The sequence below is a fragment of the uncultured Veillonella sp. genome, from assembly GCF_915069625.1.
Classification (GTDB): Bacteria; Bacillota; Negativicutes; order Veillonellales; family Veillonellaceae; genus Veillonella.
Window position 1 is genome coordinate 1 of sequence record NZ_CAJZFD010000038.1, and the last position, 13810, is coordinate 13810.

13 protein-coding genes and 1 tRNA gene are annotated in these 13810 nt (G+C 39.3%); 1 reads left to right on the forward strand and 13 read right to left on the reverse strand.

The features are described from left to right. Positions 1-106 precede the first annotated feature (106 nt). The 9 genes from QZ548_RS03300 to recG all read right to left on the reverse strand — a co-directional run bounded on the left by QZ548_RS03300 (position 107) and on the right by recG (position 8248). Positions 107-190 (reverse strand) — tRNA-Leu (locus tag QZ548_RS03300). A gap of 54 nt (positions 191-244) precedes the next feature. Further along, entirely contained in the window at positions 245-1006 is a 762-nt protein-coding gene (gene surE / locus QZ548_RS03305; RefSeq protein ID WP_295824959.1) for a 5'/3'-nucleotidase SurE, read from the reverse strand. A 17-nt stretch (positions 1007-1023) separates the two neighbouring features. After that, a complete protein-coding gene (locus QZ548_RS03310; protein ID WP_105085711.1) occupies positions 1024-2286 on the reverse strand; it encodes a glycosyltransferase family 2 protein in 1263 nt (420 codons plus the stop codon). 19 nt (positions 2287-2305) lie between these two features. Continuing rightward, complete coding sequence (pssA, locus tag QZ548_RS03315; RefSeq protein ID WP_295824926.1) at positions 2306-2977, reverse strand: CDP-diacylglycerol--serine O-phosphatidyltransferase; 672 nt, start codon at positions 2975-2977, stop codon at positions 2306-2308. Beyond that, positions 2970-3611 carry a phosphatidylserine decarboxylase family protein gene (locus tag QZ548_RS03320; RefSeq protein ID WP_295868263.1) on the reverse strand — a complete coding sequence of 214 codons (642 nt, stop codon included), beginning with the start codon at positions 3609-3611 and terminating at the stop codon, positions 2970-2972. Before QZ548_RS03320 ends, pssA begins: the two co-directional genes overlap by 8 nt. A 14-nt stretch (positions 3612-3625) precedes the next feature. Next, a complete protein-coding gene (locus QZ548_RS03325; RefSeq protein WP_295824925.1) occupies positions 3626-4348 on the reverse strand; it encodes a WecB/TagA/CpsF family glycosyltransferase in 723 nt (240 codons plus the stop codon). 15 nt (positions 4349-4363) lie between these two features. After that, the gene (gene guaB, locus QZ548_RS03330) at positions 4364-5818 is read right to left on the reverse strand and encodes an IMP dehydrogenase (RefSeq protein WP_295868266.1); all 1455 of its coding nucleotides are present in this window, start codon (positions 5816-5818) and stop codon (positions 4364-4366) included. Positions 5819-5893: 75 nt separating this feature from the next. After that, entirely contained in the window at positions 5894-6079 is a 186-nt protein-coding gene (locus tag QZ548_RS03335) for a 4-oxalocrotonate tautomerase (protein ID WP_005379145.1), read from the reverse strand. A gap of 126 nt (positions 6080-6205) precedes the next feature. Continuing rightward, on the reverse strand, positions 6206-8248 hold the full coding sequence (gene recG / locus QZ548_RS03340; RefSeq protein WP_295868268.1) for an ATP-dependent DNA helicase RecG: 2043 nt from the start codon (positions 8246-8248) through the stop codon (positions 6206-6208). A gap of 230 nt (positions 8249-8478) precedes the next feature. On the opposite strand from recG, the gene rpmB reads away from it, so the two are divergent. Beyond that, the gene (gene rpmB, locus QZ548_RS03345) at positions 8479-8667 is read left to right on the forward strand and encodes a 50S ribosomal protein L28 (RefSeq protein ID WP_005386334.1); all 189 of its coding nucleotides are present in this window, start codon (positions 8479-8481) and stop codon (positions 8665-8667) included. A gap of 105 nt (positions 8668-8772) precedes the next feature. Here the strand turns inward: rpmB and QZ548_RS03350 are convergent, their stop codons facing one another. The 4 genes from QZ548_RS03350 to ppsA all read right to left on the reverse strand — a co-directional run bounded on the left by QZ548_RS03350 (position 8773) and on the right by ppsA (position 13700). Then, positions 8773-9762 (reverse strand): deoxyguanosinetriphosphate triphosphohydrolase, encoded by a 990-nt coding sequence (locus tag QZ548_RS03350; RefSeq protein ID WP_295868270.1) that lies wholly within the window; start codon positions 9760-9762, stop codon positions 8773-8775. Continuing rightward, on the reverse strand, positions 9759-10580 hold the full coding sequence (locus tag QZ548_RS03355; protein WP_005386331.1) for a pyruvate, water dikinase regulatory protein: 822 nt from the start codon (positions 10578-10580) through the stop codon (positions 9759-9761). The genes QZ548_RS03350 and QZ548_RS03355 overlap by 4 nt, the downstream gene beginning before the upstream one ends. A gap of 10 nt (positions 10581-10590) precedes the next feature. Further along, the gene (locus QZ548_RS03360) at positions 10591-11220 is read right to left on the reverse strand and encodes a helix-turn-helix transcriptional regulator (RefSeq protein ID WP_174683254.1); all 630 of its coding nucleotides are present in this window, start codon (positions 11218-11220) and stop codon (positions 10591-10593) included. Between the two features lie 98 nt (positions 11221-11318). Then, positions 11319-13700 (reverse strand): phosphoenolpyruvate synthase, encoded by a 2382-nt coding sequence (gene ppsA / locus QZ548_RS03365; protein ID WP_295868273.1) that lies wholly within the window; start codon positions 13698-13700, stop codon positions 11319-11321. Between the last annotated feature and the right edge of the window lie 110 nt (positions 13701-13810).

Sequence of the window (13810 nt, forward strand, 5' to 3'; positions counted from 1 at the left end):
TCAATCCCGCTTCAAAAGTACCTTGTAAGGTTACCTCTAACGAGAAAACATTACAAGTACCAAGTTAGATATGACGAGAAATTCACATCTAACTTAAACTTTTAGCTGGTGCCCGAGGTGGGACTTGAACCCACACGGTGTTACCCGCTTGATTTTGAGTCAAGTGCGTCTGCCATTCCGCCACTCCGGCGTCTCGGAACATTTGTTATTATACAGATATCCCAAAACAATGTCAACACATTTTTTATATTTTATCTAAAATATTTTTAACCGCTTCCATACCGATATCACATTGTTGCTTCCACGTAAGAGCTACACCTGTTATATAGCCTTTACGAGCATATTCCACATCAGTGGGAACACTTTCAGCACCATAATCTAGCTCGCCTGCTAACCAATAGTAATCCTGCCCTCTTGAGTTAATGCGAGCATCAATAATGTTGCTATAAGTTTGTAAACCTTGGCTAACCATTTTAAAATGATCCCAATCACATACTCCACGTAACGGAAAGTTCACATTTAATAGGCCATCAAAATTCCCTTTCACATAAATTTTTTCTATCAATTCATGGATAAAGGGATGCATTTCATCCCCTCGTTCAGGAGAATATCGTTCCACAGATAATGCTAACCCTGGAATGCCATAAAAACAACTTTCCATAGCAGCAGATACAGTACCAGAATATAGCACATCTGAGCCCAGATTAAAGCCATGATTAATACCTGAAATCACAAGATCAGGCATATCATCACTCAATAAATAACTAAGGCCAAACTTCATGCAATCAGAAGGAGTTCCCGTTAGAGCATAAAGGCGAGGATTTTCATCCTCGCCATTGTACGCATCTAATTTTAAAGGGATCTCAGTCGTCAATGCATGGGATTTAGCACTTTGCTCATTTGCAGGTGCTACAACGGTAATTCGATAATATTGACTTAAGTACGATGCAAGACGGCGTAAACCATCTGCTAAAATACCATCATCATTACACATTAAAATATGCATATTCACTCCTACAGATTCTATTTTTTATTCTTATTCATATTTCCCATACGTGTTAATTTCACGTCATTCAAACCAACAGCTCGCGTATGAACTGTATGAGACCATTCCTTATTATGACGACGGAACCAACCTAAAATATTTACAGGAACCCAAGAGTATACAAAAATTGGATATAACAAATAGTAGAACCAAATTTTAGGTGGAACTTTAATTTTTAACAACACAATAAGTGGGAACAAATATTGACCAATACCAATAATTTGCCATACAGACATCGGCATAATTTGATATAAAATATTTGTATAAATCGGCACATATGCATTGATATATGAAAATACTAAATATATAGTTGTCAACAATAAGAAATAAGGCTGACTAACTTGTAAAATGCCATCTAGGATAACGATATTTCCTTGTTTAATACCTGCGGCAAATAATTTAGGAATATATCGATCCGCACAGTCAAATTGACCTTGTGCCCAACGTAAACGTTGTTTACAAGAAGCCATCATAGTCGTAACTTTTTCATCATACACAATGGCATCGTGAGCCCAAGTAGTTTTAAGACCATGTGTTAATAGCTTCATAGAGAATTCCATATCCTCAGTCAAGCTATTACAATCCCAGCCATATTCACGGATGATAGATGTACGTATACACATACCAGTACCACCTAGTGCTGTGGACAAGCCAATGCGGTATTTTGCTAAATGCCACATATGATTAACCATCCAAAACATGATGGAAAATGTACCCGCAACCCAAGAGTCTGTTGGGTTTTTAGAGTTCAAATAACCTTGAATTACAGACTCACCTTTTTCAAGATGATCATTCATTTCTAACATAAATTGAGGATGTACTAAATTATCGGCATCAAAGATAAGAAAGGCATCATATTTCCGATCCATTTTTTCCACACGATCAAACATCCACCCCATGGCATAGCCTTTGCCTACTTCTTCTTTATTGAATCGTTCATGTACATTGGCACCAGCAGCACTTGCTACCTCAGCAGTCTTATCTGTACAGTTATCGGCAACAACAAAGATATCGTACAACTCATCAGGGTAGTCCAAACTACGTAAGTTTTTTACCAACTCACCAACCACTGCTTCCTCATTATGAGCACATACAACGATAGCAAAGGAATTTTTAGGGGTATAGTTTTTATGTACTCGAGACCGCCACATACCAATTACGGCGAGCACAAAATAATAAACCGTATAAATTACGATTATTACCTGCATAGGGATCAATATCAGATCCAGTAGGTAATTCATACTATTATCCTCCACACACTTATTTACGCACCATATTTAACGCCCCATTAGTAAGGCCAAACACTACATAGCCAGCAAAAATCATCACGGCCCATGTATGCCAATCATAAACGAGACAAGCTATAACAAAAATAGCAGTGAGTACAATGGAAAGTTTATTAATATTAACCGCAGATTTACCTTTGAAGTCTGGATATTTTACTTCACTAACCATTAAGAAGCCTACACCTATCATACAAACTACTAGTACAAATTGAGGTACCTCTACGCCACACAATACGTAAGTAGCTGCCAAGCAACCTGCTGCTGGAATTGGCAAACCTTCAAAGTAACCATGAACTTCTTCAGTTTTGATGTTAAAGCGAGCAAGACGGAATGCGCCTAATACAGCAAATGCTAGTAAAGGAACATAAGCAATCCAACCTAAACCGTATAGCTCTTTCATATATAGCATATAAGCCGGTGCTACACCAAAGCCCACTACATCAGATAAAGAGTCTAATTCACGCCCCATAGGACCTGCTACACCTAATGCTCTCGCTACACGACCATCTAAACCATCAGCAACTAAGGATAATAGTACGCAAATAGCTGCATAGAAAGTATTACCTGTAGCAGAGAATGTGATGCCAAGGACACCGAAGGCTAAATTAGCACTAGTAAATAAATTTGGAATAATAGATTTATTCATGACGCAACCTCCCGATAACAGTGTCTCCACCTGTAATATGTTGACCTTTTTCCACGAACAACTCTACATCCTTATCCATGTAGATTTCAGTACAGGAACCGAATTTAATCATCCCGTACAATTGACCGCGTTCAAGCACACTATCAAGATCCGTCCAAGATACGATACGACGCGCTAAAAGGCCCGCAATTTGTGTTACTAATACGGAAGTGCGATCATTTTCAATACAAATAGTATGACGTTCATTTTCAAAGCCTACATCATCTTTAAAAGCAGGCAAGAAACTGCCCATTGTGTAATGACGGTATGTAATTTTACCGTCAATAGGCGCACGATTGGCATGTACGTCGAAAACAGATAAGAAAATAGTTACTTTTTTACATTCTTTATGTAAGTAAATATCTTCGTATACATCAGAAATATTCATAATTTTACCATCTGCTGGAGATAAAATTAAATCTGGATCTTGAGGGATTACACGTTTAGGATTTCTAAAAAAATTGACGAAAAATAATGCCAAAATAAATGAAATAATCGCAATTACATAATGTCCTAAAAATCCTAACACCACAGTGATAATGAGCATAGCCCCTATCAGTGGAAACCCTTCCTTAATTATTGGTCCTGTAGGCACGATTCAACACTCCTCTATTTATTTCTAATAACGGTCCACATAAACTTAGGAATAGCCAACATGCGGCCAATCCGTTGAGGTTCTAAATATAATCGATACAACCATTCAAGACGATTGCGTTGCATCCATTCTGGGGCCCGAGGAATATTACCTGCCAAAACGTCAAAGGAACCACCAATACCAATGGCAACAACGCCATCAAGGTGACTCAATTTTTCTGAAATCCATTGTTCTTGCTTTGGTACGCCTAAGGCAACAAACACTAATTTTGCCTTAGACTCCCCAATAGCTTTAACGATTTCTTGTTCCTCTGCGCTATCGAAGAATCCATCATGAATCCCTGCAATATTTAATGGTCCAACTTGGGCAGATAAATTATCAATTGCTCGTTGAGCAACACCAGGTGCTGCCCCTAAGCAGTATACAGGAATTTGCTGGTCAGCCGCAACTTTAAATAATCGTTTTGTTACGTCTACCCCCGTTACACGTTCAGGCACATGTTCGCCTTGACGCTCTGCAGCCCACAAAATGCCAGCCCCGTCGGGAACGACAAGACTAGCATTATTCAATATGGTATGCAATGTAGGATTTTCATTAGCCAACATAACCATTTCTGCATTAGCCGTGGCTACTAGATGTAGCCCCGGCTCTTCAGTTAATTGCAAAATACGTTGGACTGCCTCATCCATTGTTACACAATCGATAGGCACAGATAAAACAGAAATACGTTTATTCAATGTAATACTCCATTATCAACCACTATAATTTGGTGCTTCAACGGTAATGCTTACATCATGCGGATGACTTTCTTTTAAACCAGCCGCTGTAATTTGAATGAATTGAGTATTTTCAATCATTTCTTGGATGTTATGACATCCGCAATACCCCATACTTGCACGCAAACCACCAACCATTTGGAAAATTGTATCAGCCAACATACCTTTATAAGGCACGCGACCTTCAATACCTTCAGGAACTAATTTCTTAGCTTCTGTTTGGAAATAACGATCTTTACTACCAAGTTTCATAGCACCTAGACTACCCATGCCACGGTATACTTTATAGGAACGACCTTGGTAAATCACTGTTTCTCCTGGACTTTCATCAGTACCAGCTAAAATATTCCCCATCATGACTACATTAGCACCAGCAGCAATAGCCTTAGCAATATCGCCAGAATATTTAATGCCCCCATCAGCGATGATAGGAATGCCATAACGACGACCTACTTGAGCAGACTCGTAAACAGCAGTAATTTGAGGTACCCCAATACCTGCAATAACGCGAGTTGTACAAATAGAACCAGGTCCAATACCAACCTTAACAGCATCGGCACCAGCTTCAATAAGAGCCTCTGTACCAGCTGCAGTAGCAACATTACCTGCAATAACAGGAATATGTGGATAGGCTTGTTTAATTTCTTTCAATGTACGTAGTACACCTGCAGAATGCCCATGTGCTGTATCTACAATAATTACATCAGCCTTTGCAGATACAAGTGCATCAAGACGATCATATAAATCTTTAGACACACCAACAGCAGCACCAACTAATAGGCGGCCACTACTATCTTTAGCTGAATTTGGATATTTTGTCGCTTTTTCAATATCTTTTATAGTAATTAATCCTTTTAAGTTTCCATCATCATCTACAAGAGGTAATTTTTCAATGCGATGTTTACTTAAAATTGCTTTCGCCTCTTCAAGAGATGTACCTTCTGGTGCAGTAACAAGGGAATCCTTTGTCATGCAGTCTCCGATTTGGCGAGTTAAATCAGTTTCAAAACGCATATCGCGATTTGTAATGATCCCTACTAGTTTACCATGTTCTGTGATAGGTACACCAGAAATTTTATATTTTTCCATAATTTCTGCTGCATCAGATAGTAAATTTTGAGGGCTTAAGAAAATAGGATCGACGATAACACCATGTTCAGAGCGTTTTACCTTATCAACTTCATGGGCTTGTTCTTCAATAGACATATTTTTATGGATAACACCAAGGCCACCTTCACGAGCCATAGCAATAGCCATACGGGATTCAGTAACTGTATCCATCCCAGAACTAATCATAGGGATATTCAATGTAATGTCACGAGTTAATTGAGTTTTTAACTCTACTTGATTTGGTAGCACATCAGAAGCCGCTGGTACTAATAAAACATCGTCAAAAGTTAGTCCACGCATACCGAATTTATCGTCTCTCATATTTAATTCCTTTCCGTATAATAAAACAAAACTACGACCCGCCTAGTCCATCTGGACTAGGCGGTCAGTCGTAGCTTAGCGTTCAGACCGCAAAATGCCGCCTTCCATAAAATCATCTTTTTTCATATCTACAAAAATAACTTTAACTGCTTCTGCAGGAACCTTTACGATGTCTACAGTAGCCTTAGTGATTGCTTCACCTAATTGTTTTTTTTGTTCTTTTGTACGACCTTCAACGAGTTCAACATGAATTAATGGCATATGGCACCTCCATAGATACAAAAATATTGTTTTTTATATTATACGAGAATAGGCCGTTATATACAAGGGGAAAACCTAGATAAAACCTAGTATTATCGCACCTTATAGAATTATTAGCCCTACCTCTTAATTATACAATATTCTAAGAAATTTTTCACCAAATCTTTTTGATAATTCTTCTTTCATTTGAATTTCTAGTTGATCGATGCCAAATTCTCGAATATATGACAGTACATCATTACGTGCTGCCACTAGTATATCTATATCTTTTATGATATTAGCTACCCGCAAATCAGGTAATCCCGATTGCGCCAGTCCAAACAATTGCCCCGAACCTCGAAGCAATAAATCTTGTTCTGCTAATTCAAATCCATCTTGCGTAGACTCCATTAACCGCAACCGCTCTTGACTGACATCGCCCTTTGAATCACTAACCAAAATACAGTACGCCTGAATATCACCACGTCCAACGCGGCCTCGCAATTGGTGTAGTTGTGATAATCCAAAGCGCTCGGCCCCTTCTATGCACATAATTGTGGCATTAGGAACATTGACGCCAACCTCGATGACGGTTGTAGACACAAGTAATTGAATACGGCCATCATGAAAGGCTTGCATCACCTCATCCTTTTCTTTGGGGTTCATACGACCATGAACAAGGCCTACTTCAAAGCTTTTATAAAAATAGTCTTTCAATTCCAAAAAGAGTTCTTCTGCGGCCTGCAAATCAAGTTTTTCAGATTCCTCTACAAGAGGGCAAACTACATATACTTGATGTCCTGCCGCCATTTCCTTACCAAAGAACACGCGCAATCGTTCTTTATATGAACTATCTACTACATAGGTTTTAACAGGTTTACGACCGGGAGGCATTTCCTTAATAAGTGATACCGCTAAATCACCATATACGGATAGGGTCATCGTTCTTGGAATCGGTGTGGCCGTCATAATTAAAACATGAGGATATACGCCCTTATGTTGTAATGCGGCACGCTGATTAACACCAAAACGATGTTGCTCGTCGATAATAACCAATCCTAAGTTCTTAAATTGAACCTTGTCCTGAATGAGCGCATGGGTACCGATAATCAATTGAATGGTTCCATTGGCTAACTCCTCATAGATTCTATCCTTTTCTTTTTTAGGTGTGGATCCTGTAAGCAATGCAATGTTAATAGGTAAATTATTACAAAATTCAGTTATCCCTTCAAAATGTTGAGTCGCTAAGATTTCTGTAGGTGCCATGATAACAGCTTGATATCCATTTTCTACGGCTTTCACAAGGCTCAATGTTGCTACAACAGTTTTGCCAGAGCCCACATCACCTTGTAATAATCGTTGCATGGGCCGTTCATCTTGCATGTCCTGTGAAATTTCTGTTACCGCCCGTTCTTGATCACCCGTCAGCTGAAAGGGTAAATTCGCCCTACATTGTTCCATCAATGTACCATCGGGCTCCATCTTAGGCCCTACATGACATTGCTCTTTATTTCTAAGCAGAGCCAAGCCAGACTGCATGATAAATAATTCTTCATAAGCTAATTGATACCGTGCTTTTTCATAACTTTCACTACTCAAAGGAAAATGCATCTCCTTAAATGCATCATATCGATTCATACTTGCATGATGATCCAAGATTTCAGGCGGTAAAATTTCATCCATTGTATGATGCGCTTCGAACCAATTTCGAATAGACCCGCGCACAACATATTGGGAAACGCCATCCACTAAGGGATAAATCGGGACAATCCCCGTATCTGGCACAGCATCTGGCCCAAGATTTTCAATTTGCGGAGAATTCATCTGCATAGAACCATATTGAAATTCGGCTTTACCGTACGCATAGAGGCGTTGTCCTTTTTTGTAAAAGTTCTTTTTATATCCTTGATTGAATAATACAATCTTCATCGGGCCAGTGCCATCTGTGATGGTAACTTCTAAAATAGATAAGCGAGGCCGTGGACGTTTTTCCATAATGGATACGACAGTACCTACCACCCCTGCGGTCATACCAGTTTCCAATTCTTTGATGGAATAAATTTTACGTCTATCTTCATAGGAGCGTGGAAAATAAGCCAATAAATTGGATACAGTATCAATGCCTAATTTATGAAGTTGTTTTTCTCGACCTGGTCCAATTCCCTTAATAGAGGTCAGTGCTTCGTTCATTATAATGCCTCACATATAACATAATTAATGAATATAGTGAAAATATATCCATTTTTATATTTCTCTTGCCATATCTCATAGATTTCGACTACAATATTAGCTATAGTATACCAAATATTGTAGTATATTTCATAAAATATCAATGCATGTAGTAAAAACACTTGCTTAAACCATAGCTTTATGATAATATACTTTTGTTATGTTATAGATTAAGCTTGGAGGTGGAAACTATGGCAAACCTTTGCGAAGTATGTGGCAAATCCACATCTAGCGGTATGAACGTGAGTCACTCTCACATTCGCACAAGAAAAACTTGGAAACCGAACATTCAAAGAGTACGGGCGGTTGTAGACGGTGCTACTAAAAAAGTAAACGTATGCACTCGCTGCCTTCGTTCTAATAAAATTACACGCGCGTAAAATAAAAAGTACATGTACTCTTTGGGGTTCTAGAGCCCCAAAAAAAGCAGTTAGTTCAAATGAACTAACTGCTTTTTTTGTTATCTATGTACCTATTACTAAAAGTTACAAGGTAATATTAGGAATGTAATACTGTTTAAATAGCTTAATAGCATATTGATCTGTTAAGCCTGCTACATAATCCACCACATCACGGGTAGAATAAAACTCTCTTGTACTTTCACAACCCTCCATATCGTCAGGATGCTCCATAAAGTGAGTAAATAAGTTTTTCACCACATGAGATGCCTTATTTCGATCTGGAATTAAAGCCGGCGCCAAATAAACATTTTTAAACATAAATTGACGGAATAGATTCATGGTCATCTCTATATCTGTAGACATAGAAATAACAGGTTTATCTAAAGACTCTCGCACCATATCTTCAACCATGGCGGTAATCATACTAGATGGAGTCATTCCAAAATGCTCGCGCACTTCAAAGGGCAATTCCTCAGCGGTCAACATTCCTGCCCGTTGAGCATCATCAAAATCATGACACAAATAGGCAATGCGGTCTACAATACGAATAATTTGTCCTTCTAAGGTAACAGGAATTGTAGCGCCCGTATGGCCTAAAATACCATCCCGCACAGCAGTCGTTAGATTAAGACCTTGTTGGTCACCATGCTTTTCAAGAACCTCTACCATGCGCAAACTTTGTTCATTATGATTAAAATGACCTACCATATCACGCAACGCATATTCCCCAACATGACCAAATGGCGTATGACCCACATCATGACCCATAGCGATAGCTTCTACTAAATCTTCATTTAGTCGCAACGCACGAGCCACTGTACGACCTATTTGTCCTACCTCAAGGGTATGGGTCATACGCGTACGATAATGGTCACCTGGCGCAATATAAACTTGGGTCTTATGCTTTAGCCGCCTAAAACATTTACTATGAATAATACGATCCCGATCTCGTTGGAATGCAGTTCTAAGAGGATCAGGAGCTTCCTCTACATCACGGATGGCATCACGGCTTTTTGCAGCATAAGGAGAGAGGAGTAATGCCTCCCTCTCCTCTATTTGTTCCCGTATATTCATTTACCCTCCGATGCACGGTTTTTATCGATCAATTGCATAACTAGAGATGCTGTTTCTTCGATAGATTTATTAGAAACATCTAGCACTTGGCAATGTAAGCGACGCATAATAGCTTTTGCATATTCTAATTCAGATTGAATACGCTCAATAGAAGCATAATTTGCTTCGTCTTCAAGACCGATAGCACGCAAACGTTCACTACGAATATTATTTAATTTGAATGGGTCAATGATAAGGCCCACAATTTTCTTTGCTGGAATTTTAAATAATTCCTCTGGTAATGGTACCTCAGGTACTAATGGCAAATTGGCAGCTTTAATCTTTTTGTACGCCAAGAACATAGACAATGGTGTCTTACTTGTTCTAGATACACCAATAATAACTACATCGGCCTTTTCAAAGCCAGATGGATTTTTACCATCGTCATATTTTACGGCAAATTCAATGGCTTCTACCTTTTTAAAATACTCTTGGTCAAGCTTATGAACCATACCAGCTGTCATACGAGGCTTTGTGGATGCAACAGTACCTACAGCATCGAGAACTGGGCCCATAATATCTACAGCAGGAATATTGTATTCCGCCACTTTTTCATGAAGATATTTACGTAAAGTCTCAGATACGATGGTATGACAAATAACATGATTACCACGTTTTGCATCTGCTATAACTTCATCAATTTGGCTTTCACTATCGATATAAGGAATGCGCACAATCTCAATTTGTTCCTTATCATATTGACTCGCCGTAGCTCTTGCTACAGCCTCTGCGGTCTCCCCAAGGGAGTCCGATATTGCATAAATAATTTTTTCTGCCATTCTATCAACCTCAATGTATGCTACATTCTAAAAATACTTTCGCTACCGTCGTTTTAGATACACGGCCTACAACCTTTAAACGTTTCTTGTTTTCCACATCCTCGCGAACGACGACAGGTAAACAATCCACTTCATAATCTATCATCTTCTGTGCAGCCTCTACTAATGTATCGGTAGGCTCCACAGTTATAACCTTGCTCACAGGGGTCATAATCATAGATATAGGCATTGTGTGCGAATCTGTTTGCCCCATAGAGGCACGCAACAAGTCCTTACGGGATACGACACCTACTAAATAGGAATCATCACACACTAAAATGGTTCCTACATCTTCAGTAAATATAGTAACAATCGTATCATACAAACTTGTATCCCCATTGACTACGACGGCTTGGGATAATACATCACTTACCAGAAATGATTTTAATCGCTCCGCCGTTTGTGTTTCTTTTGAAAGTCCCACATAGTAGTAACCTACGTTCGGACGCGCATCTAAGACACCTAGCATAGTTAACACCGATAAATCTGAACGCAATGCAGATCTAGTAACCTCTAAATGTTCAGCAATAGCACTGCCCGTTACAGGCCCTTCTTCACGAACGATTTGAGCAATTTGTTCTTGTCGTTTCGACAGTTTCACACGGTAACCCCCTTTCATCTCTGTTTGTATTATATCCTAACTTACCATTCAGAAAAAGAGGAGACCTACCGGCCTCCTCTTTCAATATTACTATATGATTACCAAGTTAAGTCATCAGTTTCTTGACGACCACGACCAGTCATAGCATCGAGCATAATTCGCTGTTCGATTTGAGCCACCATTTTCTTAGTGCTCACAACAGCATCTGGGTTAACAGAAATGGAGTCGATACCGCTCTTCACAAGGAATTCGCAAAGTTCAGGATATACACTTGGCGCTTGGCCACAGATGGATACAGTTTTACCATCTTTATGAGCCACTTCAATGAGATGGCGAATCGCTCTGCGAACTGCTAGATTGCGTTCATCATAGATATGTTGAACTGTTTCATTATCACGGTCACAACCGAGAACAAGCATAGTCAAATCATTAGAACCGATGGAGTAACCATCTACATATTTATTGAATTGATCAGCTAAGATAATATTTGCTGGAATTTCAGCCATGAGCCAGATTTTGAAATCTTTACCGCGCACAAGGCCTTCTTGAGCCATTAAATTAGTTACTAGTTCAGCTTCCTCTACAGTACGGCAGAATGGAATCATAACTTGCAAGTTTTTGAAACCAAATTCATTGCGTACTTTTTTGATTGCTTCTAATTCTAATTTGAAAGCAGGTGTATATTTTGGATCATAGTAACGAGCTGCACCACGCCAGCCAAGTAATGCACTGGATTCATGTGGTTCATATTTGTCGCCACCGTTAAGGTCGCGGTATTCACTAGATTTGAAGTCGCTCAAACGAACTACTACTTGGCGAGGAGCTAAGGCTTGACACACTTTACGCATACCTTCTGCCAATGTATTTACTGCAAAGTCACTACGGCCAGTTTCGATAAGGTGTAATGGGTGTTCGTGAATGAAAGTAGTCCAGATGAACTCTTCACGCATGAGACCAATACCATCACATGGCAACGCACCATGTTTTTCAGCCAAATCAGGATTGCCTAAATTCATGTAAATTTTAGTACCTGTTACAGGAACATATTCAGTAGCAATACCTACAGTAGCTTGTGCTTCTGGCTTTTTAACGATATCTTCTAATACGCCATCGTATACGATACCATTTGTAGCATCAACAGTAATCATTTGACCATCTTTAATGGATGTTGTTGCTTCATGACTACGGCTCTTAGTACCTACGATACATGGAATACCAAGCTCGCGGCTAACGATGGACGCATGACAAGTCATACCACCAGCATCAGTAACAATTGCTTTTGCCTTTTTCATCGCTGGTACCCAGTCAGGAGCAGTCATAGCAGTGACAAGGATTTCGCCTTCTTTGAATTCATCAATATCCTCAGGATTGATGATAACATGAGCTTTACCTGCTGCATTACCAGGGGATGCTGGCAAACCTTTAACGATAATTTCACGATCACCTGCATCTAATGTGCTAGCTTTTTCAGTTGTTTCAGGTTTTTCTTTACGGGACCATACTGTTTCTGGACGAGCTTGTAAAATCCAAATTCTACCGTCTCGTTCATCTACGCCCCATTCCATATCCATGTAGCAACCATAGTGTTTTTCAATTGCTTTGGCATATTCAGCAAGTTCTAATACTTGAGCATCTGTAATAACTTGCTTTTTAGCTTCATCTGCTGGAACAACTTCTTCAACGCAGTCGCCATCAGCTTTACGAACTAAACGAATATGTTTGTCATTGATCATGCGATCAGTAATTTCCATTTTCGCTTTATCTACATGGAAATTATCTGGTGTAACTGTACCTTGTACAACGTACTCACCAAGGCCCCAAGAACCTTCGATAAGGATGTTGTTATCGTTACCTGTTACAAGATCAACAGTGAACATTACGCCAGCCGCTTTAGAGAATACCATCATTTGAACAGCAGCACTCAATGCTACTGTCATATGATCGAAACCTTGTTTTACACGGTAGTATGTTGCACGGTCTGTGAAAGTAGATGCATAACATTCTTTTACTTTTTCGATGATAACGTCAGCACCACGTACATTTAAATACGTATCTTGTTGGCCTGCGAAGCTTGCATCTGGCAAGTCTTCTGCTGTTGCACTAGAACGAACCGCTACGAACGGATTTTCTTCGTTTACTTTTTTACCAAGTTCTTCATAAGCATGACGGATAGCATCTGCCAAAGCTTGTGGCATTTCTTCCTGACAAATCATGCGGCGAATCTTAGCACACACTTCGCGCAATAATGCAGAATTTTCTACATCATCTAATGCATCAAGTTCAGCGCGGATTTTATCTTCCAAACCTGTTGCTTTCATAAACTCACGATAACCATGAGCAGTTGTAGCAAAACCGTAAGGTACAGGTACATTAGTGGAGGATGTCAATTCCCCTAAAGAAGAAGACTTACCACCAACTAAATTAACATCTTCACGTTGTAATTCATCAAACCAAAGTACGTATGCTGTTTCGCGATTCATGTGAGAACCTCCTAATCAATTAGTGCAACACATTAAACCTTTTACACATAAATAGTATACCTTAATTTGCAATCTGTCAATTTATATGAGGATTATTATACAAATAAAAC

Coding starts and splice junctions, on each gene's coding strand:
- pssA (WP_295824926.1), bottom strand. CDS start 2,977: ATGAATAAATCTATTATTCCAAATTTATTTACTAGTGCTAATTTAGCC.
- QZ548_RS03310 (WP_105085711.1), bottom strand. CDS start 2,286: ATGAATTACCTACTGGATCTGATATTGATCCCTATGCAGGTAATAATC.
- rpmB (WP_005386334.1), top strand. CDS start 8,479: ATGGCAAACCTTTGCGAAGTATGTGGCAAATCCACATCTAGCGGTATG.
- guaB (WP_295868266.1), bottom strand. CDS start 5,818: ATGAGAGACGATAAATTCGGTATGCGTGGACTAACTTTTGACGATGTT.
- ppsA (WP_295868273.1), bottom strand. CDS start 13,700: ATGAATCGCGAAACAGCATACGTACTTTGGTTTGATGAATTACAACGT.
- recG (WP_295868268.1), bottom strand. CDS start 8,248: ATGAACGAAGCACTGACCTCTATTAAGGGAATTGGACCAGGTCGAGAA.
- QZ548_RS03335 (WP_005379145.1), bottom strand. CDS start 6,079: ATGCCATTAATTCATGTTGAACTCGTTGAAGGTCGTACAAAAGAACAA.
- QZ548_RS03350 (WP_295868270.1), bottom strand. CDS start 9,762: ATGAATATACGGGAACAAATAGAGGAGAGGGAGGCATTACTCCTCTCT.
- QZ548_RS03355 (WP_005386331.1), bottom strand. CDS start 10,580: ATGGCAGAAAAAATTATTTATGCAATATCGGACTCCCTTGGGGAGACC.
- surE (WP_295824959.1), bottom strand. CDS start 1,006: ATGCATATTTTAATGTGTAATGATGATGGTATTTTAGCAGATGGTTTA.